This window comes from Asticcacaulis tiandongensis, from assembly GCF_006475605.1.
GTDB lineage: Bacteria > Pseudomonadota > Alphaproteobacteria > Caulobacterales > Caulobacteraceae > Asticcacaulis > Asticcacaulis tiandongensis.
The window spans coordinates 579767-605512 of record NZ_SSBC01000010.1; the positions used below are offsets into that span (position 1 = coordinate 579767).

General features: G+C 55.4%; 23 protein-coding genes and 1 tRNA gene. 13 read left to right on the forward strand and 11 right to left on the reverse strand.

Translation table 11 applies throughout. The annotated features are described in order from the left end of the window. Nucleotides 1-25: 25 nt before the first annotated feature. The gene (gene purF, locus E5201_RS06700) at nt 26-1528 is read left to right on the forward strand and encodes an amidophosphoribosyltransferase (RefSeq protein ID WP_140985303.1); all 1503 of its coding nucleotides are present in this window, start codon (nt 26-28) and stop codon (nt 1526-1528) included. Beyond that, a complete protein-coding gene (locus E5201_RS06705) occupies nt 1525-2256 on the forward strand; it encodes an SDR family NAD(P)-dependent oxidoreductase (protein WP_140985304.1) in 732 nt (243 codons plus the stop codon). Before purF ends, E5201_RS06705 begins: the two co-directional genes overlap by 4 nt. Here E5201_RS06705 and E5201_RS06710 read toward each other — a convergent pair. The 5 genes from E5201_RS06710 to panB form a co-directional block, all read right to left on the reverse strand. Continuing rightward, nucleotides 2246-3820 carry an ABC-F family ATP-binding cassette domain-containing protein gene (locus E5201_RS06710; protein WP_140985305.1) on the reverse strand — a complete coding sequence of 525 codons (1575 nt, stop codon included), beginning with the start codon at nt 3818-3820 and terminating at the stop codon, nt 2246-2248. The genes E5201_RS06705 and E5201_RS06710 overlap by 11 nt on opposite strands. A 125-nt stretch (nt 3821-3945) precedes the next feature. Then, a complete protein-coding gene (gene der / locus E5201_RS06715) occupies nt 3946-5523 on the reverse strand; it encodes a ribosome biogenesis GTPase Der (RefSeq protein ID WP_140985306.1) in 1578 nt (525 codons plus the stop codon). A gap of 74 nt (nt 5524-5597) precedes the next feature. Further along, entirely contained in the window at nt 5598-7007 is a 1410-nt protein-coding gene (locus E5201_RS06720; protein WP_140985307.1) for a PQQ-like beta-propeller repeat protein, read from the reverse strand. 49 nt (nt 7008-7056) lie between these two features. Next, nucleotides 7057-7815: a tetratricopeptide repeat protein gene (locus E5201_RS06725; RefSeq protein ID WP_140985308.1), complete on the reverse strand. Its 759-nt coding sequence runs from the start codon at nt 7813-7815 to the stop codon at nt 7057-7059. 159 nt (nt 7816-7974) lie between these two features. Further along, nucleotides 7975-8793 carry a 3-methyl-2-oxobutanoate hydroxymethyltransferase gene (gene panB, locus E5201_RS06730; RefSeq protein ID WP_140985309.1) on the reverse strand — a complete coding sequence of 273 codons (819 nt, stop codon included), beginning with the start codon at nt 8791-8793 and terminating at the stop codon, nt 7975-7977. 154 nt (nt 8794-8947) lie between these two features. Here panB and E5201_RS06735 point away from each other — a divergent pair, with 154 nt between their 5' ends. After that, the gene (locus E5201_RS06735; protein WP_140985310.1) at nt 8948-10741 is read left to right on the forward strand and encodes a monovalent cation:proton antiporter-2 (CPA2) family protein; all 1794 of its coding nucleotides are present in this window, start codon (nt 8948-8950) and stop codon (nt 10739-10741) included. Here the strand turns inward: E5201_RS06735 and E5201_RS06740 are convergent. The 5 genes from E5201_RS06740 to E5201_RS06760 form a co-directional block, all read right to left on the reverse strand. After that, nucleotides 10728-11441, reverse strand: coding sequence for a GIN domain-containing protein (locus tag E5201_RS06740; protein ID WP_181404559.1), 714 nt, complete (start codon nt 11439-11441; stop codon nt 10728-10730). The two genes, E5201_RS06735 and E5201_RS06740, sit on opposite strands and share 14 nt — an antisense overlap. Nucleotides 11442-11451: 10 nt before the next feature. Next, the gene (locus tag E5201_RS06745) at nt 11452-12021 is read right to left on the reverse strand and encodes a DUF1700 domain-containing protein (protein WP_140985312.1); all 570 of its coding nucleotides are present in this window, start codon (nt 12019-12021) and stop codon (nt 11452-11454) included. Continuing rightward, on the reverse strand, nt 12008-12358 hold the full coding sequence (locus E5201_RS06750) for a PadR family transcriptional regulator (protein WP_140985313.1): 351 nt from the start codon (nt 12356-12358) through the stop codon (nt 12008-12010). The genes E5201_RS06745 and E5201_RS06750 overlap by 14 nt, the downstream gene beginning before the upstream one ends. A 128-nt stretch (nt 12359-12486) precedes the next feature. Next, nucleotides 12487-12834 (reverse strand): ArsC family reductase, encoded by a 348-nt coding sequence (locus tag E5201_RS06755; protein ID WP_140985314.1) that lies wholly within the window; start codon nt 12832-12834, stop codon nt 12487-12489. A gap of 146 nt (nt 12835-12980) precedes the next feature. Next, a tRNA-Leu gene (locus E5201_RS06760) sits at nt 12981-13065 on the reverse strand. Nucleotides 13066-13435: 370 nt separating this feature from the next. Here E5201_RS06760 and E5201_RS06765 point away from each other — a divergent pair. The 10 genes from E5201_RS06765 to E5201_RS06810 all read left to right on the forward strand — a co-directional run bounded on the left by E5201_RS06765 (nt 13436) and on the right by E5201_RS06810 (nt 25316). Continuing rightward, on the forward strand, nt 13436-13774 hold the full coding sequence (locus tag E5201_RS06765) for a P-II family nitrogen regulator (protein ID WP_023463888.1): 339 nt from the start codon (nt 13436-13438) through the stop codon (nt 13772-13774). Between the two features lie 41 nt (nt 13775-13815). Beyond that, nucleotides 13816-15222 carry a type I glutamate--ammonia ligase gene (glnA, locus tag E5201_RS06770; RefSeq protein WP_140985315.1) on the forward strand — a complete coding sequence of 469 codons (1407 nt, stop codon included), beginning with the start codon at nt 13816-13818 and terminating at the stop codon, nt 15220-15222. Between the two features lie 331 nt (nt 15223-15553). Further along, nucleotides 15554-16999 carry an ammonium transporter gene (locus E5201_RS06775; protein ID WP_246050440.1) on the forward strand — a complete coding sequence of 482 codons (1446 nt, stop codon included), beginning with the start codon at nt 15554-15556 and terminating at the stop codon, nt 16997-16999. 275 nt (nt 17000-17274) lie between these two features. Continuing rightward, on the forward strand, nt 17275-17955 hold the full coding sequence (locus E5201_RS06780) for a TorF family putative porin (protein WP_140985316.1): 681 nt from the start codon (nt 17275-17277) through the stop codon (nt 17953-17955). Nucleotides 17956-18318: 363 nt separating this feature from the next. Further along, complete coding sequence (locus tag E5201_RS06785) at nt 18319-18990, forward strand: TorF family putative porin (RefSeq protein WP_140985317.1); 672 nt, start codon at nt 18319-18321, stop codon at nt 18988-18990. 146 nt (nt 18991-19136) lie between these two features. Beyond that, the gene (parE, locus tag E5201_RS06790; RefSeq protein WP_140985318.1) at nt 19137-21191 is read left to right on the forward strand and encodes a DNA topoisomerase IV subunit B; all 2055 of its coding nucleotides are present in this window, start codon (nt 19137-19139) and stop codon (nt 21189-21191) included. Between the two features lie 171 nt (nt 21192-21362). Beyond that, nucleotides 21363-22847, forward strand: a complete 1485-nt coding sequence (locus E5201_RS06795) for a DEAD/DEAH box helicase (protein ID WP_140985319.1) — start codon at nt 21363-21365, stop codon at nt 22845-22847. A 92-nt stretch (nt 22848-22939) separates the two neighbouring features. Further along, the gene (locus E5201_RS06800) at nt 22940-24001 is read left to right on the forward strand and encodes a GGDEF domain-containing protein (protein ID WP_140985320.1); all 1062 of its coding nucleotides are present in this window, start codon (nt 22940-22942) and stop codon (nt 23999-24001) included. A gap of 83 nt (nt 24002-24084) precedes the next feature. After that, a complete protein-coding gene (locus E5201_RS06805) occupies nt 24085-24828 on the forward strand; it encodes a lysophospholipid acyltransferase family protein (RefSeq protein ID WP_140985321.1) in 744 nt (247 codons plus the stop codon). Between the two features lie 86 nt (nt 24829-24914). Beyond that, complete coding sequence (locus E5201_RS06810) at nt 24915-25316, forward strand: hypothetical protein (protein WP_140985322.1); 402 nt, start codon at nt 24915-24917, stop codon at nt 25314-25316. Here E5201_RS06810 and E5201_RS06815 read toward each other — a convergent pair. Beyond that, nucleotides 25297-25692: a HesB/IscA family protein gene (locus E5201_RS06815; RefSeq protein ID WP_140985323.1), complete on the reverse strand. Its 396-nt coding sequence runs from the start codon at nt 25690-25692 to the stop codon at nt 25297-25299. The genes E5201_RS06810 and E5201_RS06815 overlap by 20 nt on opposite strands. Between the last annotated feature and the right edge of the window lie 54 nt (nt 25693-25746).

Genomic DNA, 25746 nt, shown 5'->3' on the forward strand with positions numbered 1-25746 from the left:
GCGGCTAAGGTCAAAGAGACACATCATGCGTAACGCCTCATCGCCTTCGGAACTGTCTGAAAGTTTTATTTCACGCGACCCCGACGACGATAGTCTGCGCCTCGAATGCGGCGTATTCGGTATCTATGCCATGGAAGATGCTGCGGCCGTAACGGTGCTGGGGCTTCACGCCCTGCAACATCGCGGTCAGGAAGCCTGCGGCATCGCCACCAGCGATGGCCGACGCTTCTATACCGAACGCGCCCACGGTCTGGTCGGGGATGTGTTCACCGGTGCTGACCTCATTGAGCGCCTGCCCGGCCGTTCAGCCATCGGCCACACCCGTTATTCGACCGCTGGCGGCTCACACCTGCGCAATGTACAGCCAATGTTTGCCGATCTCGACTCAGGCGGTATTGCCATTGCGCATAACGGTAACCTGACCAACTTCATGACCTTGCGGACAAAGCTGGTTGCCGAAGGCGCGATCTTCCAGTCCACGTCTGACTCCGAAGTCATTTTGCACCTCATCGCCCGTTCACGCGGCCTGAAGATCATGGACCGCTTTGTCGATGCCCTGCGTGTCATCGAAGGCGGCTTTGCGCTTCTGGCCCTGACGCGTAACGGCCTGATCGGTGCGCGCGACCCTCTCGGTATCCGCCCTCTGGTTATCGGTCGTCTGGGGGACGCCTTTGTTCTGGCGTCGGAAACCTGTGCGCTGGATATGATTGGCGCGACGTTTGTACGCGACGTTGAACATGGCGAAGTCGTCCAGATTGACGACGAAGGTCTGAAATCCTTTAAGCCTTTTGAGCGTAAATCCGCCCGTCCCTGTCTGTTCGAATATGTTTACTTCGCCCGCCCCGACTCGGTTGTGAATGGCAAGTCAATCTACGAAGTGCGCAAGCGCATGGGGCGCCAACTGGCCATAGAGCATCCGGCGGATGCCGATATCGTTGTGCCCGTGCCTGATTCCGGCGTACCCGCCTCACTGGGCTTCTCCGAACAATCGGGCCTGCCGTTTGAGCTGGGCATTATCCGCAATCACTATGTCGGTCGTACCTTTATTCAGCCGACCCAGCATATCCGCGATCTTGGGGTGCGTAAGAAGCACTCGCCGAACCGGGTCGTGCTTGAAGGCAAGAAGGTCATCCTGATTGACGACTCAATTGTGCGCGGCACCACCTCGGTAAAGATTGTGCGCATGGTACGCGCCGCCGGTGCCAAAGAGGTTCACCTGCGCTCGGCGTCTCCGCCGATCCTGTGGCCTGATTATTACGGTATCGACATGCCCGATCGCCATAAATTGCTGGCTGCCCAGCATACGATCGAAGAAATGAAGGCCATGCTTGAGGTCGACAGCCTGGGTTTTCTGTCGGTCGATGGCCTCTATAAGGCCATGGGCCATGAAGGCCGTGATAATAAGGCGCCGCAATATACCGACCACTATTTTACCGGCGATTACCCGACACGCCTCACCGATAAGGAAATCGCCGACAGCGAATCCGAATCCGATGGCCTGCAACTCTCGCTTCTGGCCAACTCATGACCGGTATTCTCGAAGGTCGCATTGCGCTGGTGACCGGCGCATCCCGTGGTATTGGCCGTGCCTCGGCCTTAGGCATGGCCAAAGCGGGGGCTCACATCATCGCCTGCGCCCGCACCCAAGGCGCGCTCGAAGAACTTGATGACGAAATCTTCGCCGCCACGGGCAAGCATGCCACCCTGATGCCATTTGATCTGGCTGACGGCGGGGCGCTGGAACGTATCGGGCCAGCGGTCTATGACCGTTTCAAAAAACTGGATATCTTTGTCCATGCAGCGGCAACCCTCGGATCGCTAACGCCGGTCTCGCACTTTGAGCCTAAAGATTTCAATCGCGTCATCACGCTTAATCTCAACGCCTCCTATCGCCTGATCCGTTCACTGGAGCCGGTCATGCGGTTTTCGGACGCCGGACGCGCGATTTTCATCTCCACCACGCTGGCCTCTAAGCCACGCGCCTTCTGGGGAGCCTATGCCGCCTCGAAAGCGGGCATGGAGGCGCTGGTGCGCACTTGGGCCGATGAAGTGGATGTGACACCGATCCGCGCGGCCATCGTCAATCCGGGGCCTATGCGCACCCAGATGCGGGCCTCCGCCTATCCCGGCGAAGACGCCAGCGCCCTTCCCCCGCCCGAAGAGATCATTCCACTGATCATTGATCTGGCCCGCGCCGACAAGGTGCCGCCACTTGAGACCATAGACCGCCGCGAATGGGCAGAGCCTACAGCTTAAATCGCCTGTCGATATTGATCGCCTCAAGAAAAGCCTCGTCGTGACTAACGACGATCAGCGCCCCGTCATAGGCCCTCAGCCCGGCCTCGACGGCGGCGATGGCCTCAAGATCAAGATGATTGGTCGGCTCATCCAGCATCAGTAGTTCAGGGGGCGTCCCCCCCAGAACACAGGCCAATGCGGCCCGCAGTTTTTCGCCGCCGCTCAGATTTCCCACCACCTTAAGCGCGGCATCGGCGCGAAAGCGAAACCGCGCCAGTGCCTGACGACACTGATTTTCGTCTGCTGCCGGATTAAGCCGCCTGAAATTGTCGCGAATGGTCTCCGATGCCGTCAACAGGGCGACATCCTGATCGAGAAACACATGGCTTCGACTGACCTTCACCTGACCCGAAACAGGCTCAAGCGCACCAGTCATCAGGGATAAAAGAGTCGATTTTCCTGAACCATTCGCCCCCTCTATGGCGATACGCTCCGGCCCGTTCACCACCAAAGATATATTACTGAACACCGGTATATGGGGATCATAGCCACCGCTCACCTGTGTCAGGCGCACCACTTCGCGGCCCAGAGGTAAACCCGTCGAAGCCATATCAACCCGCATAGGCTCAAGGATTTCAATATATTCCCGCGCCTGCTCTACCGTTGTTCTGGCCGCTTCAATACGCTTTTGCGCCAGACGCGCATTATTACCGCTGGTATTTTCACTGGTGTTACGACGGGCATCCATAAGAATGCGCGGCATATCATTGCGTGCGCGTTTTTGTGCGCCTGCGCCATCTTTCCGCGCTTTACGTTCACGGATTTGCTGCGTTTTCTGCGTAATCAGATCAATCTGCTTCTGCGCTGCACTAAGGTCGTGCTGGTGTGCTGATAACTCAAGCGCCTTACGGTGCTGATAATGGCTCCAGTTACCGCCAAATACCTGTGCGCCTGTACCGGACAATTCTATGATAGTGTCCATTGCCTCCAGAAGTTCACGGTCATGGCTGGCGACAATGATAGCCCCCTTGTAACCCCTGATCCAATCCGTAAGGGCCTCGCGCCCCTGACGATCCAGATGATTGGTCGGCTCATCGAGTATGATAATATCAGGCTGTGAAAACATAAGGGCAGCAATCAGCGTGCGGGTACGCTGACCACCGGACATGTCCGACAGCAGTGAATCTGCCGTGAATGAAAGCCCCATATGTCGTAACGCCACCTCAAGCCTTGCTTCAAGCGTCCAGTCAGCTTCGGCATAATCCGCGTCGCTGGCCTCAGAGGTTTCTACACGCTTCAGGCACGCGATGCTTTCAGCCACGCCAAAGACATCACCGATAGTCAGGCCGGAACCGACTTCCGTAAGCTGAGGCAGCAAACCAATCTTGCCATTGACGCTAATATGCCCGCCCTGTGGCGTCAGCCTACCGGTAATCAGACGTAAAAGCGTAGATTTCCCCACGCCATTTCGCCCGATCAGGCCGGTTTTCTCAGGTCCAAATGAGAGATCAAGCTCGGAAAAAAGGCGAAAACCGTCAGGCGTCGACCAGGACAGGCGGGACAGAACAACAGATGCAGGCATGGAAAAAATCTCCGAAAACAAGGGGCAAGGTCTTTGTTTTCAAAGAAAAATCCATAATTACACACAGTCTCCGTCTGATGATCTATCACTAAACCTAAGGTCTGCCCCTCAGGTTTTCAAGCCCCTTACTTCCCCTTTGGACGCGTCCGCCCGCCCGGCGCTGCGGCCCCCGGCTTGGTTGATGGCCCCGTTTTACGCTCTGAACGCGCCTTAACGACGACCTTCGGCGCTGCCGGTGCTGATTTTGGCTTTTGCCGCACACGATTAGGATGTGCGGGCTTTACGTTGGGCTTAGGCTTGATCTTGCGCACACGTGGCGGGCCGGACGTCGTCTTGGACGCCGAATTATCATCATACGGGTTTTCGCCCGTATTGGCCTTCACCGTCAGACGGATAGGCACACCCGGCATATCAAAAGATTCGCGCAAGTTATTGATAAGATAGCGCCGGTAATGATCCGGCATGGCATAGGCACGGCTGGCAAACAGCACAAAGGTCGGTGGCCGCCCCTTGGTTTGCGCCATATATTTTGGCTTGATACGCTTGCCATCCACGGCGGGCGGCGGGTGACGCTGAATAGCCAGAGCCAGCCAGTCATTGAGGTCGCGCGTCTTCACCTTGGCCGACCAGTTACGGTAAACCTTGAGGATCGCAGGCATCAGGCGATCAAGACCGCGTCCGTTAAGCGCCGAAAGCGCCACCAGAGGCGCACCGCGCAACTGCGGCAACATGCGGTCGGCCACTTCCTGAATTTCGTGCAGACGGGCCTGAGGTTCCTCGGTCGTGTCCCATTTGGAGATGACATAGATAAGCGCCCGACCTTCACGCTCCACCAGATCGGCAATTTGCAGATCCTGAGTCTCGAAGGCGTTTTCCTGATCCATAACCAGAACCACGACCTCGGCAAAGGTAATGGCGCGGATGGTGTCGGCGGTGGACATCTTTTCCAGACGTTCCTGAACGCGTGCCTTGCGGCGCAATCCGGCCGTGTCGACAAGGCGAATATTACGGCCTTCATATTCCCAGTTCACCGAAATCGAATCGCGCGTAATACCGGCCTCGGGGCCGGTCAGCAGGCGGTCTTCGCCCAGCAAACGGTTGATCAGCGTCGATTTACCGGCATTGGGACGGCCAATAATGGCAATACGAATAGGTTTGCTATCGTCATCTTCGTCCTCATCTTCCGAAGGCATATAATCGCCTTCGATCAGCTGACGATATTTCTCAAGCCCTTCATAAAGCTCGGAAATGCCCTCACCATGTTCGGCCGACAGATGGATCGGTGCGCCAAACCCAAGTACGTGAGCTTCTTCGGCACCGGCAAAACCGGCGTGACCTTCGGCCTTGTTGGCAATCAGCAGAACCGGCTTGTCGCGCAGACGGAGGATATCGGCAAAGATGCGATCAAGTGGCGTAACCCCTTCGCGGGCATCAACGACGAACAAAGCGACATCGGCTTCTTCGATCGCCTTTTCCGTCTGAATACGCATACGCGATTCAAGGCTTTGGTCGGATACATCCTCAAAGCCCGCCGTATCGATCAGATCCAGATCGATGTCACCGATATTACCTGTCGCATAACGCCGGTCACGGGTAACGCCCGGCTGATCATCGACGATCGCCAGTTTTTTACCCGCAAGGCGGTTGAACAGGGTGGATTTGCCGACATTCGGTCTGCCGACAATAGCAATTTTCAGAGTCATGCCCCGTCTTTACAGACGAAAACCTTCCGTGGCTATGGCGAACTTCATTTTGCTGACGCAGTTATCGGCGTGACTTAGCGGATAGCCACCAGTTTACCTGCATTGGTTACAATATAAAGTTTGTTACCCACCGCAATCGGGGCCAGATAGGTCGGATCACCCAGTTTGAGGGTTTTCTGACGCTCACCGGTCTTGGCGTCAAAGGTCACCGCCTCCCCCACCGAATTGACCATTACCAGACGGTTGGAAGCCAGCACCGGTCCCGTCCATACCGGCAGATTTGCCGCCTTCTTGCCTGAGCCCATGGAGAAGAAGGATTTTTTCGTTTTGGCCAGCCCTTCATTCAGGTCTTTGATCCAGTAGACCTGACCCGAATTGGCATTAGCCGACAGAAGTTCCCCCTGAACCGTGGTCAGGAATACGGCATCACCTGCGCCCCACGGCGCATTGATCGAATCGGTCGGAATGGTCCAGCGGGGCTGACCTGACTTCAGGTCAAGCGCGGCAAACATACCCGAATGGCTGGCGGCGTAGACCAGATTATTCTGTACCAACGGACGACCGGAAATATCGCGGATTTCAGACAGGGCATTGGTACGGGTGGTACGCGCCAGAACCTGTGTCCACACCGGTGTGCCGCTGGTGATATCGAGCGCGATCAGTTCACCGGATGAAAATGGCGCAATCACCAGATTATCTTTCACGACCGGTGCCGAGGCGCGCAGAATACGCGCAGGCTCAACAATGGCCTGATAGTTCCAGACCATTTCGCCGGTGGCCTGATCGAGCGCCATCAGCTGATTGTCAATATCGGTGAACAGAACAAGCTTTGGCGTCACGGTCGGCGCGGCACGCACCGGTGTTTCCAGCGTTTTCGTCCACAGCGTTGCGCCGGTTTTGGCGTTAATCGCGCTGATGAACCTGAAGCCGGACGTGACAAACAGGGTTTCCCCCGACAGCGCCAGCCCGCCGCCAAAAGCATTTTTATCCCGACGAATATCCGGATTGAGATTCTCGCTCCACACCTGCCGACCGGTTTCAGCGTCAAAGGCCGATACACGCGCCTCACCGTCCATAGTGTAGATCAGCTGGCCGTCAGATACCGGCTGAGCCAGAACCTGAGACTCGCCCTTAGAGCCGACGCCTACGGATTTCGACCAGGCGATCTCAAAATCAGCCGCGGCAGCGATGTTTTCAATTTCCGCTCCCTGAGGGCCGGTGCTAAGCGTCCAGGCCGCCACAGCCCGCGGTGCAGGGATGTAATAGTCCTGCCCCGCCAGACGCTCGGAAGCTGTGACGCCTTCTTCAAAGGCAACAATGGAGATGCGCTCGCCCTGTGTCGCTACATCGTTCGGCTCTTCGCTTCCGGTAAACGGATTGAAGCGATTGACCGTCGAACAGCCCGACAGAAACACCGCTGACGCCAGCGCCGTGACGGCGCAGGACTTAACCAGAGACGTTTTCGCATAAGAAGACAATTTCATCAGGGCAGACATGCGTGTGCGATCTTTCGTCAGGGGCTTTATTATCGTGTTACTGGGCCGGTGCTGGCACGGGTGCCGGTGCCGGAACTGGCGCGGATTGGGCAGGGGGTTGTTGCGGAAGCTGGGCTTCAGGTAACTTAAGCGCTTCACGTGCCGCTTCAGCAGCACCGGAATCAATCGCCGCCAGCGTTGCTTCGGCGCGCTGCTTTACCCCTTCAGGGGCATCAAGGCTTACCGAAAGAAGCTGAAGGTCGGTCTTGGCCCCCGCCATATCACCGTGCTGCACCTTGGCCATGGCCAGAGCCTCACGCGCCAGAGGGGCATAGGGCCGCCCGTCCTTCATCAACGGCTCAAGACGCTTTTTGACGTCATCAAGTGAACCAGTATCAATAGCGATAAAGGCCGCTTTCAGAGCCGCCTGATCGGAAACCAGCGGCGCTGAGCTGGCCTTGGCCGCGTCATCAAAATATTTCAGTGCCTCAGCGGGTTTATCGTCCTCAAGCGCAATACCGGCAAGCTGCATCAGCGCCAGCGCCTTATAACCATCCGAGCCGGTCTCAACCACCTTGAGATACTCAGCCTTCGCCTTCTCAAGATCACCGGTTTCCGCGATTTCCAGAGCCGCATTATAGGCCTCGGAGCTTTTGTTCATCTGCTGGTCCTGCCAGGCCGTATAGCCCCAGTAGCCCAGAGACAGAATCAAGGCCCCGCCAAGGATTCCACCGACCCAGGGCGCGCTTTTCTTGGCAATGGCGACCCAACGGTCGCGGCGCAGGCCCTCTTCGGCTTCTTCAAAAATATCGCTCACTTAGAATCCTCTGTCTTAGCATAGTGACGGTGATCCGCCGGACACCGTCTCATCTGGGGCTTATCTGGGCGCGAACCTACCCTCAGAGGCGATGTTACGCAATCTCGTTTAGGCACGTTTAGGGCACGATTAAGGATAAACGTCTCCCCCGCCTGCATATTACTTGGTAAAATATGTCTCTTGTTGGGCGGGAAAGTCGCGACTGGCGACATCGCGGGCATAGGAAAGGGCGGCTTCGCGAATCTGCTCCCTGAGGCTGGCATAGCGCCGGACAAATTTGGGCGACCAGTCAAACAGGCCCAGCATGTCATCTGTCACCAGAATCTGGCCGTCACACTGACTGGATGCCCCGATCCCAATTGTCGGTACATCGACCTCGGCGGTGATGATTCCGGCAAGATCGGCAGCCACCCCCTCGACAACAATGGCAAAGGCACCGGCCTGCGCGCTGTCTCGCGCCTCCTGCAAGGCAATGTCACGTTCTTTGGCCGTACGCCCCTTGGCCTTGAAGCCACCATCGACATTAACCGCCTGCGGCCTTAAGCCCACATGGCCCATGACCGGTATCCCGCGTTGCGTCAGATAGGCAATGGTTTCATGCACCGTAGGCCCGCTCTCAACCTTTACCGCCTGCGCGCCGGTTTCCTTCAGTAAGCGCACCGCGTTCTGAAAAGCCTGTTCGGGGCTGCTTTCATAGGAACCGAAGGGCATATCGATGACAACAAACGCTTTTTTCGCCCCCCGCATCACCGCCTGACCATGCAGAATCATCATCTCCATCGTCACGCCGATGGTCGATGGCAAACCGTGCACGACCATCCCCAGACTGTCCCCGACCAGCAAAATATCGCAAGCCTCATCCAGTATCTCGGCCACGGGCGTCGTGTAAGCCGTCAGGCAAACCAGAGGCGTCTTCCCCTTACGGGCACGAATTTCGGGCGCGGTCAGGCGCTTAACGGATAGGGTGTGGCTACTCACGATTGGCGGTCCCGGTTATTAAAGCGGCCCTATACATAGCGGAATTTGCACCATTAAAAAGGTGCGTTTTCGCTTCGTCTGTCGCGCACACATACTGGACAAGTCATGGTCGATAAGTGAAAACATCCCTAACACCCTTCAAAGGCGCATTATCATGTCATCCGAAGCCCATGCCATAGACCTGTTGCCTGTGGTAACGCTTCTGGGGGCAGCCGTTATCGCCGTTCCGCTTTTCAGGCGTCTCGGGCTCGGGTCGGTGCTCGGTTATCTGGCGGCAGGGGTCATCATAGGCCCGTTCGGCCTCAAGGCCATTGCCCACCCCGAATCGGCCCTGCATATCGCCGAACTTGGGGTGGTGATGTTTCTGTTCATCATCGGTCTTGAGATGCGCCCCTCAAAACTCTGGGGCATGAGGCATCAGATTTTCGGTCTTGGTCTGTTGCAGGTCAGCCTCTGTGCGCTTTTGCTGACCGCCGTCGGGCTTCTGACGGGTTTCCCGCTGACACAGGCCTTTGTTGCCGGTGCCGGTTTCGTCATGACCTCAACGGCCATCGTCATGCAGATTCTTACCGAACGCAAGCAGATGCACACCCCGAATGGTCAGCGCATGGTGTCCATCCTCCTGTTCGAGGATCTGGCCATTGTTCCCTTACTGATCGCCGTCGCCTTTCTGGCACCGGTCGCCGCCAGTCAGGCGGGAAACGCCGGCATAGACTGGGCCGCTATAGGCATTGCGCTTGCCTGTCTGGGTGGCATGGTGCTGGCCGGACGCTATCTGCTCAACCCCCTGTTCAGAGTGCTGGCAAATACGCAGGCGCGTGAGGTCATGACCGCCGCCGCGCTTCTGGTGGTGCTCGGCTCGGCCTGGTTGATGCAGGTGGGCGGCCTGAGCATGGCCATGGGGGCGTTCCTCGCCGGCGTTCTCCTGTCCGAATCGCATTTCCGCCACCAGCTTGAGGCCGACATCGAGCCGTTCAGGGGCATATTGCTTGGTCTGTTCTTCCTGGCGGTGGGCATGTCGCTCAATATCGGCGTTGTCGCCGCCAACTGGCAGATGGTCGCCTTCTATGTCGTGGCCTATATGGTCGTTAAGGCTCTGGCGATCTATATCATTGCCCGTCTGCTCAAAGCCTCACATGCTGTCGCCATCGAACGTGCTGTGCTGATGGCACAGGGAGGCGAATTTGCCTTCGTTCTGTTCACGACGGCTTTCTCCGAAGGGATCATCTCGGCCGAACAGAATGCGCTTCTGACGGCGATTATCATTCTGTCGATGGTGCTGACACCAATTGCCATTATCGCCATGAAATATCTGACGCCTAAGCCCGTCATTTCCGATGAGGGCCTCGAAGGCCCTAACGGACTGAACGCCAATGTACTGATTATCGGCTTCGGGCGTGTCGGTCAGATCGCCAGCCAGCTTCTGATGGCGCGCGGCTTCAAGGTGTCGATACTGGATAATGATGTTGAAATGATCAAAACCGCCGGTGAGTACAATTTCAAAGTCTATTACGGCGACGGCACCCGTCTGGATATTCTGCACGCCGCCGGTGCGCATGAGGCTCAGGCGGTGCTGGTCTGCGTCGATAAGCCCGATGATGCCCTGAAGATCGTCGAACTGATGAAATCCGAATTTCCGCTTATTCCGGTACTGGCCCGTGCCTTTGACCGCCACCACATGGCCAGACTCATTCAGGCGGGTGTCGATTATCAGATCCGTGAAACCTTCGAATCGGCGCTGATTCTGGGGCAAAAGGCGCTTGAGGTCCTGGGTGTAGAACCCGATGACATCGAAGAAATCACCGAAAACACCCGCGAACGCGACCAGTCACGCCTTGAGCTTGAACTGGCCGCTGGCCCTGAGGCGGGCAAGGCCTATTTCAACGGCAAGGCCCCGCGCTTTTACCTGAGACGCGAGGCCGAAGCGCAAACCACTAATCCTGATTGATGCGCCCTGCCCCCGAAATATTGGATTGCAGCGAAGCCGGTGGCGTCTCAAGATTAACGAAACCGGCTCCTGAAATGCCCGCCTGAACCTTACCTGTGGCAAAGACATCGGCCTTTCCGGCGCCACTGATGCTCAGATTGGCATCCACCGCCTTAAGCTGCCCCAAATCAGCGTCTCCGGCGCCGGAAATATCAAGCTTAAGGCTCTGAACCGTACCATTGGCCTCAACCTTTCCGGCACCGCTGATACGCACATCAATGTCGGGGTGGTTATAGGCATGGATTTCAAGCTTGCCCGCACCATTTGAGTCAAACCGTCTGACATCAGGCGCAACAATCTCGACGCGGGCATCATGCAGATCAGCCTGCTGCCCCTCAAGCCGGATATGGCCATTATCGAGCCTGACCTTATCCGTAAAGGACTGACGGCCATATACGGTAACCGAAGGCACCGTTCCCTGCGTATAGACTACCTTTACCGGCAACCCGACGATCAGTTGTTCACCGCCACCCCATTCAAGGGTACGCGTCAACACCTGTGCATCAGGATCGTGATGCCCTCTGATTGTGTATTTTTCAAAATTACGCCAATCCCAGCCCTGGGCCACGCCATCGCGCCCGACCAGAACCACAGCCGCACTCAGGCAGCCCAGCGCCAGAACAAAACTCGCACCGGCAATTATAAAAAGCTTGCGGATCATGATCATGCCCTCAGTTGGATTGTGGCTCTAAGGCGGGTTTCAAAACGCGGTAATGCAGGCGGGCAAACCAGACCAGCGCATTGACCATCCAGATAGTGACTATGGCCGTCAGGGCGATGACCATAACCGCAGCGGCCATAAGCCCGACCCCACCCAACAAGGCCCCCGCCACCCCACCGGGCAGGCTCAGGAAAGGCCCTGCGGCAAACAGGATGCCACCGGCAAAGAAGGTTCCGAAGGCCCCGATAAATATCCCAACCAGCGATCCGGCAATCCCCATAAGGATCGGCAGCAAAATAAGAATATCGATGGCCCCAAGCCCCAGAAAGGCGAAGATGGCGGCTATGGCCGAAGACGGCGTCTTCGCCTTTTCCCAGCGCTTAAGCCCGCTTTCGGCGTGCAGTTCACGCGCCAGCCGCTCAGGATCGCCAAGTGCGCTGGCCACTTCCGCTTCACTGCGGCCTGCGGCGGCGGCATCCGCGAAATGCGCTTCATAATCAGCGACGATCTCATTGACGCTGACTTCGGGCAGATCGCTCAGGCCCTTACGTAATTTGTCTATAAATTCATTTCGGGTCATTTTGATCTCCCTGAGATACAGGCTCCAGCAAGGCATCGACGGCGACCACAAAGGTGCGCCATTCACTCCGCTGGGCTTTCAAGGCGGCATGCCCCGCCTCGGTCAGACGATAATATTTACGTGACGGGCCAGACGAGGATTCAACCAGATAGGTTTCAACCCAACCATCCGATTGCATCCGCCGCATCAGGGGGTAGATCGTCCCTTCCCCCATGCCGATAGCATCTGACAGATTACTGGCAATCTCATAGGCATAGCTTTCCTTGCGCGCCAGCACCGCCAGCACACAGAGGACAAGCACCCCCTTCTTCAACTGCACATCAATGATTTCAGGCATCACAACTCCTTCAGATCAGCCCTCTTACCCATTGAGTATAACAAGCTACCATTTAATGCAAGATACCTTTTTATAAATAATGACCAGGTATGAAAAAACCCGCCGGAAACACCGACGGGTTGCCCATTTTATTTAAAAACCGCCTGATATATCTCAGGCTTAAAGCCCACAATCAGCCGATCCTCCACCTCCAGCACCGGACGCTTGACCATCGATGGCTGCACCACCATCAGATCAATGGCCCCCGCCTCATCCAGAGCGTTCCGGATATCCTCAGGCAATTTACGGAACGTCGTGCCCGCCTTGTTGAGCACAACCGCCAGCCCTGCCTGCTTTACCCAGTCCACGACCTTATCACGGGAAATGCCTGAGACCTTATAGTCATGGAACTGATAGCCCACGCCTTGCGCCTCAAGCCAGACCCGCGCCTTTTTCATGGTATCGCAGTTTTTGATGCCATATATCGTGATGGTCACAGATCAAATCTCCCAAATGAAATCAGCCAACAGCTCCAACAGGCCGCGACCGCGGCCCGGCAAGCGTTTGCCGCCCCAGTGGAGCGGTGAGCGAACAGCGCACCTCACTTGAGGCGTGCCGCGAACATAAGCGTGAACGGAGATAATGGTGCGGATGAGAGGACTCGAACCTCCACGCCTCTCAGCGCTGGAACCTAAACCCAGTGCGTCTACCAGTTCCGCCACATCCGCATTGAGGGGGCAGTTACCCTTATGCGGCGGACTTGGCAAGCCCGAAGCACGAATAAGCTGTGATCTTTTCTGAAAAACCCAGCCCACAAGGTGCGCCTCACCCTATGCACCTCTTGTGAAATTCCACACTCGCCAAACAAGAGAAAAACAGCTAATAAACGGCACAACGTCTCTGCTCACCGCATGCAAAAAAGCGGATTCAGAGCATTTTTCTTTTGTGAAAACACCCCGCAACCGCTAAAGCCCACGCGTGCGTTCACGCAACGTAATAAATCTTTACAGTCAAGTGAGCCGTTACGTGAGAATCCGACTTGCATTCCGCTGCAATGCAACAGATTTCTAACATCACGGTCAGTGATCAGGATAGCTAATGAAAAAGATCGAAGCTGTTATCAAACCCTTCAAGCTGGATGAAGTGAAGGAAGCCCTTCAGGAAATCGGTGTACAGGGGATGACCGTTCTGGAAGCCAAAGGCTATGGCCGCCAGAAAGGACATTCCGAGCTTTACAGAGGCGCGGAATATGTCGTTGATTTTCTGCCGAAGATCAAAATCGAACTGGTTGTCGCCGATGATCTTGCCCCTGCTGCACTGGAAGCCATCCAGACCGCGGCACGTACCGGCAAGATTGGAGATGGCAAGATTTTCGTGAGCGATATCCTCGATGTCGTTCGCATCCGCACCGGAGAGTCCGGCCCTCAAGCGGTCTAAGACACTCCCCTCACTTACTTAAGGCACCCAAGGCGTCAAAAATGACAGCAAACGACATTTTAAAGCTCATCAAGGAAAAAGACGTCAAGTACGTCGATGTTCGCTTCACCGACGTGCGTGGCAAGATGCAGCACGTGACTTTCGACATCGCCCTTGTAGATGAAGAATTCCTCGAAGACGGCACCATGTTCGATGGTTCCTCGATTGCCGGCTGGAAGGCCATCAACGAGTCCGACATGAAGCTGCGTCCTGACCTGTCGACCGCCTATATCGATCCTTTCTACCAGCAAACGACCCTGTTCGTGTTCTGTGATGTCATCAATCCGGACACCAACGAACCTTACAACCGCGATCCGCGCTCCATCGCCAAAAAGGCGCTGGCCTATGTGCAATCCGCCGGTGTGGGTGACACGGTCTATTTCGGCCCCGAAGCTGAATTCTTCATCTTTGATGACGTTAAGTGGTCGATCGATCCTTACAACACAGGCTTCTCGTTTGACTCGGTCGAATTGCCGACCAATTCGTCGAAAACCTATGCCGAAGGCAATATGGGCCACCGCCCTGGACCTAAGGGTGGTTACTTCCCGGTCAACCCGATTGACTCCGAACAGGATCTGCGTGGCGAAATGCTGGCGATCATGGGCGAACTCGGCATGGAACCTGAGAAGCACCACCACGAAGTGGCTCCAGCCCAGCACGAGCTTGGCCTGAAGTTCTCGGACATGCTTACCATGGCCGACCGTACACAGCTCTATAAGTACGTCGTACAAAACGTTGCTCACGCCTATGGCAAGACGGCAACCTTCATGCCGAAGCCCATGTATGGTGACAACGGTTCGGGCATGCACGTTCACCAGTCGATCTGGAAGAATGGCAAGCCTTTGTTTGCCGGTGATAAATATGCTGGCCTGTCCGACCTGTGCCTGTGGTACATCGGTGGTATCATCAAGCACGCCAAGGCTATCAACGCCTTCGCCAACCCCTCGACCAACTCCTATAAACGTCTGGTTCCGGGTTACGAAGCCCCTGTTAAGCTGGCTTACTCGGCCCGTAACCGTTCGGCCTCGATCCGTATTCCTTGGGTATCTTCACCTAAGGGCAAGCGTATCGAAGCCCGCTTCCCCGATCCGCTCGGCAACCCATACCTGACCTTTACCGCGCTTCTGATGGCCGGTCTTGACGGTATCGAAAACCGTATCGATCCGGGCCCCGCAGCCGATAAGAACCTGTACGATCTGCCGCCCCAGGAGCAAAAGTCTGTACCCGAAGTTGCCGGCAGCCTGGCTGAAGCTCTGGACGCCCTCGACAAGGACCGCGCCTTCCTCAAGAAGGGTGGCGTATTCGATGACGACTTCATCGATTCCTACATCGAACTGAAGACCGAAGAAGTGATGGCGCTGCAACTGCGTCCGCACCCAATCGAATTCGAGCTTTACTACAAGGGCTAAACACAGCCCCTCAAAGCATTGAATTATAAGAACAAGCCGTCCATTTGGGCGGCTTGTTTTTTGTTGTTTTTCACCCTCTTCACAGCCCAAAACCAGGGGTCAAAATTATAGTTTCAATTGATACCAATATAATATCAAATGAAACCAAATCAAATTAAGGCTATTTCGTGCCAATATAGTTGAATTTGAAACATAAAAGACGCACCCGCGTTTCAAGACTGTCTATAGCCTTGAAATGACCGTGAAATCCCTTTGCGAAGGGGCATTCCAGACGCACTGTTAGCACGTGCAATATCTGCCACCCCACTTTCGCTTACCCAAGGGGGATACCTTGAAAACCTGGTTAAAACTATCTCGAGCCACAGCGGTCGCCGCTGCATTGCTCATGGCGGCACCCGCCGCAAACGCGGCCATTGACGCCACGGTCGCTTCGGCTGAAGCGGTAGTGGAATCGGCCATCGCCCCTGAAGCTGCGCCCGTCGAGGCGCCCGCAGCTGAGGAAGCCCCTGCTCCCGCCCTTCTGGGCCATCAGGTGCCACTTGAACTAAATGAAGCCAGCACCGGCTGGATTCTGATTTCCACCGCACTTGTTCTTATGATGACCCTTCCCGGTCTTGCGCTCTTCTACGGGGGTATGGTGCGCAAGAAGAACGTTATCGCCACAGTTACCCAATCCGTTGCCGTTACCTGCGTGGTTACCGTTCTGTGGTTTGTCGTTGGCTACAGTCTGGCCTTCGGTACGCCAACCGGCCCCGTTCTCGGCCTGCCCGCCTCAACCGTAAATATGTTTATAGGCGGTTTTGATGCGGCTTTCCTGAACGGTGTCACGCCTGAAACCGCTTTCAACGTCGTGCCTGCACTGCCTGAAATGCTATGGATCTCCTTCCAGCTGACATTTGCGATCATCACCCCAGCCCTGATCACCGGCGCCTTTGCCGAGCGTATCAAGCTGTCGGGCCTGATTCTGTTCATGTCGCTGTGGACCGTGTTTGTCTATGCACCGATCTGTCACCAGGTCTGGGGTGGCGGCTTCATGGGGGAAGAAGGCGTGCTCGACTTTGCCGGTGGTACGGTTGTTCACGTTAACTCCGGTGTAGCCGGTCTGGTAGCCGCTCTGTTCCTGGGTCGCCGTAAAGGCTACGGCACCGAAGAAATGCCACCGAACAACCTGATCTTCGTTCTGATCGGTGCCTCACTTCTGTTCGTTGGCTGGATCGGCTTCAACGCAGGCTCCGCAGGCGCCGCCGACTCACTGGCCGCTACCGCCCTGCTCAACACCATGATCGCCGCCTGTGCCGCAGGCCTGACATGGAAAATCGTTGAGTGGAGCATCCGTCGCAAGCCTTCGCTGCTGGGTATCCTTTCGGGCATGGTTGCCGGTCTTGTGGCCATCACCCCGGCCGCTGGTTTCGTAAACCCGACCGGCGCTCTGATCATCGGTCTGATTGCGGGCCCCGTCTGCTACATCTTCTCCTCATGGATCAAGAAGCTGCTTGGCTACGACGACTCACTCGACGCTTTCGGCATCCACGGTGCCGGTGGTTTCCTCGGTGCGATCCTGACCGGCGTCTTTGCCGATCCGCTGATCAATGCCGCGGCTGAAGGTGCAAGCGTGTGGACCCAGTTCACCAGCCTGATCTTCACCATCATCTGGTCGGGTGTAGGTACCTTCATCATCCTGCTGATCTGTAAATACACCACAGGTCTGCGCGTCTCCGAAGAGGATGAAGAAGCCGGTCTTGACCGCGCCCTGCACGGCGAAGCCATGGATCACTAATCTAAAGACTGTTGCACAAATGAATGGGGCGCTCAGAAATGAGCGCTCCATTTTTTGTTAATATTTCAAAATATTAACGTTATTTGTAATGGGCGCTATTTTAGCGCTAGTGTAAAATTGCCACACAAAATGTGTTTCAATTACACCCATCTTGGCAAGGCCTGCGGAACCTGTATGGTGAATACACAAGGTCACAAAAGCTTCACATAAGATGAAGTCATGACTTTGGGAGAAACGTCTCGGAGCGGTTTAAAAACCCTTCTGAGGAATTAAAAATGAAAAAACTTCTTTTGGCTGCTACGGCCGTTACCGCCCTGTTCGCTGCTGGTGCAGCTTCTGCCGAAGTAAGCTACAATGTTGCCCTGACCAGCGACTACGTATTCCGCGGCATCAGCCAGAGCGATGAAAACGTTGCCCTGCAAGGCGGCATCGACTGGAACAAGGATCTGTTCTACGCAGGTGCATGGGCTTCGACCGTTGATTTCGGTACCGACGCTGACTACGAAGTTGACCTGTACGCAGGCATCAAGCCTACCGCTGGTAACTTCAGCTTCGACTTCGGCGTTATCTACTATGCTTACCCGCAAGAAGATGACCTGAATGCAACTGAGCTTAAGGCTGCTGTGTCTTATCCGATGGGCGCTGGTTCGGTTGGTGCAGCTTACTACACCAACACTGACGACACCTTCGACACCTACTACGCTGAAATCAACGGCGCTTACCCAATCAACGACAAGTTCGCTGTTTCGGGCGCTTTCGGCACCTATGAAGTTGCAGACGCCGGTTCTTACGGCACCTGGAACCTGGGTGGCAGCTACAACATCACCGACGTGTTCTCGGTTGACGTGCGTTATCACGACACAGACTTCAAGCGTTCGGACTTTGGCCTGGGCGGATCTCAAGCCTACAACCTGACCAAGGAACGCGTAGCCGTTACCCTCAAGGCTGCCTTCTAAGGCCTGCACATCTGTGCAAAAACGGAAAAGCCGCCCTGTTTCAGGGCGGCTTTTTCATGTGACATAGTTACCTCTAAGCCCAGAAATGCTCACAGCCGTTCAAGGTATCAATTCGAAACACGATTCGTATAAAAATCTCATAAAACCAATAACTCCAGATATTTATAAGACAAAATCATCCCCCATTAACCTTTCGTGACATTTTTACATCAAACCATCTCTAAACGTGTGTCGGGGGGTGTTATGCGACAAAAAAAAGTCTAGATTAACGCTAGGTTTAAACACACCACATATAAAGCTTGCCTTATACATTTACCGCGTATTGGGCCTTGCCCGAATGAATCATAATTAGGGATACAGATCATGAAAAACCTCCTCCTTGCCGCCGTAGCTCTCAGCGCACTGGTCGCTGCTCCTGCCATGGCCGAAGGCGCCTTCAGCTACAACATCGGCGCGACGAACAACTACGTATGGCGCGGCATTTCGCAGTCCAATAAAGACGCCGCCGTTCAGGGCGGTATCGACTACACCAACGGCAACTTCTACGCCGGCGCCTGGGCTTCGACCGTTGATTTCGACGACGACGCCAGCGTTGAGCTGGACTTCTATGCCGGTGTAACGCCGACCGTTGGTAACTGGAACTTCGATTTCGGCGTTGTTTACTACACCTATCCGGATTCAGACGACATCGACAACACCGGTGAACTGAAGGCCGCCTTCAACCACCCGCTCGGCCGTGGCACCATCGGTTCGGCTCTGTACGTAAACTGGGAAACACTTGAAAACCCATACTACGAACTGAACGCCGCCTATCCGGTCGCCGACAAGCTGTCTCTGTCGGGCGCTATCGGCAAGCAAGAGTTTGATGGTGGTGACTACACCACCTGGAACGTTGGTCTGGGTTACGACCTGACCGAAGTTATCTCACTTGACCTGCGTTACCATGACACGGGCGACCACGACATGGCATGGAATGCCGCTGGCCGTGGCCTCGCGAAGGAACAAGTCACTCTCGGCATCAAGGCAGCTTTCTAAGACCTGTCTTTAAGCTGTTAAAAAATTGGCCGCAGACCCTTTCGGGTTTGCGGCCTTTTCTTTATGTCTAAAGCATTGGTAACTGCCCCCAATGAATCCCACCTGCCGGATTCATCAAGGCAACCGAATCACCTCAGTATGGTTTCATGTCGAATTCACCTCCTACGCCGCTATCTTCCCTGTTTGGTTCTGATGACGTCGCCTCTAATGACGTCAGCGCCCCGGCGCCCAAACCGGCCCCGTCTGCTGCCACGCCCGCGCCTGCGCAACCCGGTGGCTATGGGGCCGCCTCAATTGAGGTGCTCGAAGGGCTTGAGCCGGTACGCAAGCGTCCGGGCATGTATATCGGCGGTACAGACGAAAAGGCGATGCACCACCTGTTCGCCGAAGTCCTCGACAACGCCATGGACGAAGCCGTAGCCGGTCACGCCAAGGCGATCTGGGTTGAACTCGATGCTGACGGTTTCCTGAGTGTGCGCGATGATGGTCGCGGCATTCCCGTTGATCCACACCCCAAATATCCCGGCAAGTCTGCCCTCGAAGTGGTTCTGACGGTTCTGCACTCGGGCGGCAAGTTTTCCGGCAAGGCCTATGAAACCTCAGGCGGCCTGCATGGCGTCGGCGTCTCCGTGGTCAATGCCCTGTCTGACCATCTGGATGTGACCATCTGGCGCGACGGTTTTGAATGGCACCAGAGTTTTTCCCGCGGCCACGCCCAGAAATCAATTGAGCAGATTTCTCCGTCTAAAAAACGCGGTTCGCGCCTGCGCTTCCATCCGGATGCCGAAATTTTCGGCGTCGGTGCCCATTTCCGCCCGGCCCGTTTGTATCGCATGGCCAAGGCCAAGGCCTATCTGTTCCGCGGCGTTCAGATCCACTGGAAATGTGCAGCCTCGCAAATTACCGATCAGACCCCGACCGAAGACAAGTTCTATTTCCCCAATGGTCTGGCGGATTATCTGGCTGAACGGGTACAGGACACCGAAACCCTGTCAGACATTTTCTCCGGTCGCGTCGAACGTAAAGGCGAAGCCGGAGCCGTGGAATGGGCCGTCGTCTGGTCAGGGGCCGGTTTCGGCGAAAATGATGGCTTTACGCAGTCCTACTGTAACACCATCCCGACCCCTGACGGCGGCACCCACGAAGCGGGTCTGCGCGCCGCCCTGACGCGTTCGCTCAAGTCCTATGCGGAAATGACCGGCGACAAGCGCGGCGGCATCATCACCGCCGAAGACGTGGTGGCCCATGCTGGTGTGGTTATTTCCGTCTTTATCCGTAATCCTGAATTTCAGGGTCAGACCAAGGATCGCCTGTCTTCCAGCGAAGCGCAAAAGCTGGTTGAAAACGCCCTGCGTGACCCGTTTGATCACTGGCTGACCTCATCGCCCAAACAGGCTGACCGCCTGCTGCAATTCATTGCCGAGCGCGCCGAAGACCGCCTGAAGCGCCGTAAGGACAAGGAAGTGCAACGCGCCTCCGCGACGCGCAAACTGCGCCTGCCCGGCAAGTTGGCCGACTGCTCTCGCCAGGACGCCAAGGGCACCGAACTGTTCATCGTCGAGGGTGATTCGGCGGGTGGCTCCGCCAAGCAGGCGCGAAACCGCACGACACAGGCTATTCTGCCCTTGCGTGGTAAAATCCTCAACGTGGCCTCGGCTACCGGCGACAAGGCTCGGTCGAATCAGGAGCTGTCCGATCTGGGTCTGGCGCTTGGGGTTCAGCCGGGAGCGAAGTTCAAGGATGACGATCTGCGCTATGAACGCATCGTCATCATGACCGATGCTGACGTGGACGGGGCACACATTGCGTCCCTGCTCATCACCTATTTTTACCGCACCATGCCAAGCCTGATCCGTCAGGGCAGCCTGTATCTGGCCATGCCGCCGCTTTACCGCATCAGTCAGGCCACAAAGATTTTCTATGCCCGCGACGATGCGCACCGCCTTGAAATTCTCGAAAAGGAATTCAAAGGCAAGAAACCAGAAATCAGCCGCTTTAAAGGCCTTGGTGAAATGATGCCGGCGCAACTCAAAGAAACCACAATGGACCCTAAAACCCGTACGCTGGCGCGGGTAACCCTGCCTGAGAACGAGACAGAAATCGAGGATCTGGTGGAAACCCTGATGGGCCGCAAACCGGAACTGCGTTTCCGCTTCATTCAGGAAAATGCCGAATTTGCCGCCGAAGACCTGGATGTGTAACTGCCCTTCAGGTTCTTTGACGGTAATTATATCCAAACAAATCTCTGTCATTTTTCATAAATTCTGTTAGTAGAGAGCCCGAACTCGCGTGTGAAATACGTGGATTTGCGCCCCCTCGCGGTGCCCTGACGATTTTCCGTCCTTTTTCCGGTTCTTATCCCTTACGTATATATGACCAAATTTACCGAACTCGGCCTTAGTCCAGATGTTTTAAAAGCCGTTACCGATACAGGCTATGACACACCTACCGCCATTCAGGAGCAGGCGATTCCTGTGGCGCTGACCGGCCTTGACGTGCTGGGCATCGCCCAGACCGGAACGGGTAAGACCGCCGCCTTTACCTTGCCGATGATCGAACGTCTGGCGGCTGGCCGCTCCCGCGCCCGTATGCCGCGCGCCATTGTTCTGGCCCCGACCCGTGAACTGGCCGATCAGGTTGCCGAGGCGTTTGAGAAATACGCCAAATACTGCAAGCTGAACTGGGCGCTGCTGATTGGTGGCGTGTCGATGAACGATCAGATCGCCAAGCTCGATAAGGGCGTGGACGTGCTGATCGCGACACCGGGACGCCTGCTTGACCTCTTTGAACGCTCAAAGGTAATGCTCAATGGCGTTCAGATCATGGTTGTCGACGAAGCCGACCGTATGCTGGACATGGGCTTTATCCCTGACATTGAGCGCATCTTCAAGCTGACACCGCCATCGCGTCAGACCCTGTTTTTCTCGGCCACCATGCCGCCGGAAATCACACGTCTGACTCAGGCCTTCCTGAAAAATCCCGTGCGTATCGAGGTGTCACGTCCCGCGACAACAGGTGAAAACATCACCCAGTATGTCTATCGCGTGCCGCACAACAGCACAAAAGTTGTCGCCAAGGCCAAGCGCATGGCTTTGCGCACCCTGATCAGTACGCTCGACATTAAGAACGGTATTGTCTTCTGCAACCGTAAAACCGATGTCGATATTGTCGCCAAGTCCCTGAGCGTTCACGGCTTTAATGCCGCCCCTATTCATGGCGATCTCGATCAGGGCCTGCGTATGAAAACGCTGGATGCCTTCCGCAAGGGCGAACTGACCTTGCTGGTGGCCTCAGACGTAGCGGCGCGCGGCCTTGATATACCGGCTGTTGGTCATGTGTTTAACTTTGACGTGCCTCATCATGCCGATGACTATGTGCACCGCATTGGCCGCACCGGTCGCGCCGGGCGTACCGGCGAAGCCTATCTGTTGCTGGCCGCAAATGACGAAAAAAACTACGACAAGGTTCTGAAGCTCATTAAGCAGGAACCTCAGGCGCTTGAGCTTGAGGTTGACTGGACCGGGCTTGAAGAAGCCGCCGAACGTCAGAACCGCGCCTTTGCCGATAAAAAACCTTCACGTCGCAAGGACACGCCACGGGATCGGCCGCGCAAAAGTGAACAACCGGCTGAACAAAAACTTCCAGAAACGCCGCCTGAAACGCCTCTTGAAGTGAAACCGGAACGCAAACCGCGTGGAAACAAGAAAACATCTGCAAAACCTGACCGTGATCTTGAACCAATTAAAGTCGATAAAAAGCCAGTAAAATCAACAGATAATGATATTGAGGGCAACGGATTTGGTGCTCATGTCCCGGCATTTCTCCTCAGAAGCGCCTATGCCGGTCAGGAAAAATAAAAAAGACATTCCTGTTAACCGCCTGTCAGAGAAGTTTGAGTAAGATCAAGGCGTCGTAAAATCGCGACCCAAGGTAAGCCCTGAGAGCCCCTATGACAAACGACATAGAAGTAAGCGTAAGAAGTCCGCAAGCCTATGCACTCGCTCAGGAAGCGCTCCGATTAATGGAGGCCCATGGGGTATGGCCGACGCCACTGAATTATGAGCTGTGGCTTCATGTCGCCGGCGACCCCAGTTCGTCCCTGTCACAGGAAATCCTGCGCCTCGTAAATGCAGGCGAGACGATTACCGAGGAAATTTCCGAAAGTCTGGCGTCGAAATTCATTCTGCGCATGAAGCTGAATGATGAGGTGCGTGACGCCGGTCTTAAGCTGACGCGTGAACTCGCCTCGATTACCGAAGTTATCGGCGAAGCGCAAAAGGCCCAGAGACATTACAGCCAGACCCTTCAGGCCGCCCACACAGATATGGCTGTGGATGTGGATACCGGACGCCTGAAAACGCTTGTTAATGAACTGTCCACAGCAACCCAGCGCGTCCTTCAGCAGCATAACTCGCTTGAAACACGCCTAAGCGAATCCTCACGCGAAGTGTCCCGCCTGCGCAAGCACCTCGATCAGGTTCGCATGGAAGCCATGACGGACGCCCTGACCAATCTGGCCAACCGCAAATCATTTGACGAAGCGCTGGATAAGTTCTGTGAATCCGAATCGGAAGCCGTCCTGACGCTGGCGGTCATCGATATCGATCATTTCAAACGCTTTAACGACACCTGGGGTCATCAGACCGGTGATCAGGTTCTGCGTTATGTCGCTTCGGTGCTGGCGCGCATGGGTCGCCCGCCGCGTCTGGCAGCGCGTTACGGTGGAGAAGAATTTGGCATGATCTTCCCGGGTGAAACCGTTGATACGGTTGAGCGTCTTCTGAACGAAGCGCGTCAGGAAATATCCTCGCGCGTGCTTAAACGCCGCTCTACTAACGAAGATCTGGGGACCGTGACGATTTCTGCAGGTCTGGCCCAACGTGATGCCGGTGAAGACGCGTTTGATCTGCTGGATCGGGCAGACAAGGCGCTTTACCGTTCAAAGAATGCCGGACGCAATCGCGTTACCTGCGCGCCCGCCACAAATCAGAAAGACGTCACGGCCGCCTGAGGCCCGCAATTTGAAAATACATATTGAACATTGTTCAAATTGTATTTACACAGAGGTGATCCTGTCCCCTCTGTGATAATCATATGCGCTCTTTCCTGTTCTCTGCCTTCTACTGGCTTACCTCCATCCTCTATAGCCTGCTCGCTTTAGGGCTGTCGTTTATGCCCGGACGCAAGCCTGTTTTATGGGTTATTCAGCGCTACACACGCCGGATGGTTTGGGGCATGCGCCATATTGCCGGCATTCACCTTGAGGTACGCGGGAAGGCAAACATCCCTGATACACCCGTCATTTTTGCCGCCAAACACCAGTCATGGGGTGACGGCTTCTGCATCTATTCGCAGTTTGCAGATCTGGCCTTTGTCACCGGCGACCATCTGGAAAAATATCCGTTCATGGCCACACTTCTGCGCAAGCTGGGCGCCATCGTCGTCAATAACTGCGGCGGGCATGAAGCACGCAGAGCCTTGAGTGACCGTTCCGCTCAGGCCGCCAAAGACGGACGCCATATACTGATCTACCCTGAGGGCCATCTCAATGCGCCGGGCACCTATCGCCGCTATCGTTCCGGCGTGTGGCATATGTATAAAAACTTTGACCGTCCGGTCGTGCCGGTAGCCACTAATCTCGGCCTGTTCTGGCAGGAAGAAAAATTTGAAAAGAAATCAGGCACGGCGGTTCTTGAATTTCTGCCACCAATTATGCCCGGCCTGGAGAAGGCCGAATTTATGGCCCTCCTTCAGGATCAGATAGAAACCGCAACCCAAAATCTGATTGCCGAAGCCACAGGTGAACCCGCAAAAGCGTCGATAATGATCAACGATTAAATCATATTATGATTTTGTTAAATGCGTAAAATCAGGCTTTTTTAATATCCCGCCCCTTACTGTCTATCAAAAATAAGGGGTGACCAATGCAAGAGGGATTTCGCGTTCGGACCGAGGTGGATGAAACACTTAAGCTCATTTCATTTTCGGTGCGTGGGACTATCGTTAGCGCCACACTGACAGATCAGCTTATTGCGGCACATAGTATTGTTAAAGAGGTGTGGATCTATAACCGGTTATTTGATTACCGTCACGCCATCGGCCATTACGAATATGAGGATGTTAAGCGCCTGAAAGCCTGGTGGGTTGATCAGAAACCACCCACGGCCCCACACCGCAAAACGGCCATCCTTTCACCCGACGCGCTTACACGCGCACGTATAAATACATTTGACCCGGCCTTGCTTCACAAAGACGAAAATCGTGCCTTTGAGACCATGGACGAGGCCCTTGACTGGCTAAAAGCAACTACGCCGATACCGGTTTGATGGTAACGCTTTCACCACAACCACAGGCATCGGTCTCGTTCGGATTGTTGAACACAAATTTCGATGCCAGTTTTGTAGTTTCATAGTCGATAACCGTACCGACCAGATAAAGCACGGCCTTAGGCTCGATGAGTATGGTCACGCCCTTGTCGGTAATGACCTCATCCAGCGGTTCAGCGGCTTCCGCATAGGACAGGACATATTCCTGCCCCGCACAGCCGCCCTGCTTCACGCCGATACGCAGGCCAATGCACGTCTTGTCGGTGCGGGCCATAATGGCCTTAACCTGATCCGCTGCCTTGTCAGTCAGGGATACTACCGCCGGTCTAGGGCGACGTATCCGCGGCGTAATCACGGGTTGACCGGACGCTTCCATCTCATCACTCCATTAACCCACCCCAAAAGGACACTAAGCCTTAGCGAATCGCTT

Coding starts and splice junctions, on each gene's coding strand:
- der (WP_140985306.1), bottom strand. CDS start 5,523: ATGACTCTGAAAATTGCTATTGTCGGCAGACCGAATGTCGGCAAATCC.
- E5201_RS06795 (WP_140985319.1), top strand. CDS start 21,363: ATGACCAAATTTACCGAACTCGGCCTTAGTCCAGATGTTTTAAAAGCC.
- E5201_RS06705 (WP_140985304.1), top strand. CDS start 1,525: ATGACCGGTATTCTCGAAGGTCGCATTGCGCTGGTGACCGGCGCATCC.
- E5201_RS06720 (WP_140985307.1), bottom strand. CDS start 7,007: ATGAAATTGTCTTCTTATGCGAAAACGTCTCTGGTTAAGTCCTGCGCC.
- E5201_RS06740 (WP_181404559.1), bottom strand. CDS start 11,441: ATGATCCGCAAGCTTTTTATAATTGCCGGTGCGAGTTTTGTTCTGGCG.
- purF (WP_140985303.1), top strand. CDS start 26: ATGCGTAACGCCTCATCGCCTTCGGAACTGTCTGAAAGTTTTATTTCA.
- E5201_RS06800 (WP_140985320.1), top strand. CDS start 22,940: ATGACAAACGACATAGAAGTAAGCGTAAGAAGTCCGCAAGCCTATGCA.
- E5201_RS06745 (WP_140985312.1), bottom strand. CDS start 12,021: ATGACCCGAAATGAATTTATAGACAAATTACGTAAGGGCCTGAGCGAT.
- E5201_RS06765 (WP_023463888.1), top strand. CDS start 13,436: ATGAAAAAGATCGAAGCTGTTATCAAACCCTTCAAGCTGGATGAAGTG.
- E5201_RS06785 (WP_140985317.1), top strand. CDS start 18,319: ATGAAAAACCTCCTCCTTGCCGCCGTAGCTCTCAGCGCACTGGTCGCT.
- parE (WP_140985318.1), top strand. CDS start 19,137: ATGTCGAATTCACCTCCTACGCCGCTATCTTCCCTGTTTGGTTCTGAT.
- glnA (WP_140985315.1), top strand. CDS start 13,816: ATGACAGCAAACGACATTTTAAAGCTCATCAAGGAAAAAGACGTCAAG.
- E5201_RS06710 (WP_140985305.1), bottom strand. CDS start 3,820: ATGCCTGCATCTGTTGTTCTGTCCCGCCTGTCCTGGTCGACGCCTGAC.
- E5201_RS06805 (WP_140985321.1), top strand. CDS start 24,085: ATGCGCTCTTTCCTGTTCTCTGCCTTCTACTGGCTTACCTCCATCCTC.
- E5201_RS06810 (WP_140985322.1), top strand. CDS start 24,915: ATGCAAGAGGGATTTCGCGTTCGGACCGAGGTGGATGAAACACTTAAG.
- E5201_RS06815 (WP_140985323.1), bottom strand. CDS start 25,692: ATGGAAGCGTCCGGTCAACCCGTGATTACGCCGCGGATACGTCGCCCT.
- E5201_RS06780 (WP_140985316.1), top strand. CDS start 17,275: ATGAAAAAACTTCTTTTGGCTGCTACGGCCGTTACCGCCCTGTTCGCT.
- E5201_RS06750 (WP_140985313.1), bottom strand. CDS start 12,358: ATGCCTGAAATCATTGATGTGCAGTTGAAGAAGGGGGTGCTTGTCCTC.
- E5201_RS06735 (WP_140985310.1), top strand. CDS start 8,948: ATGTCATCCGAAGCCCATGCCATAGACCTGTTGCCTGTGGTAACGCTT.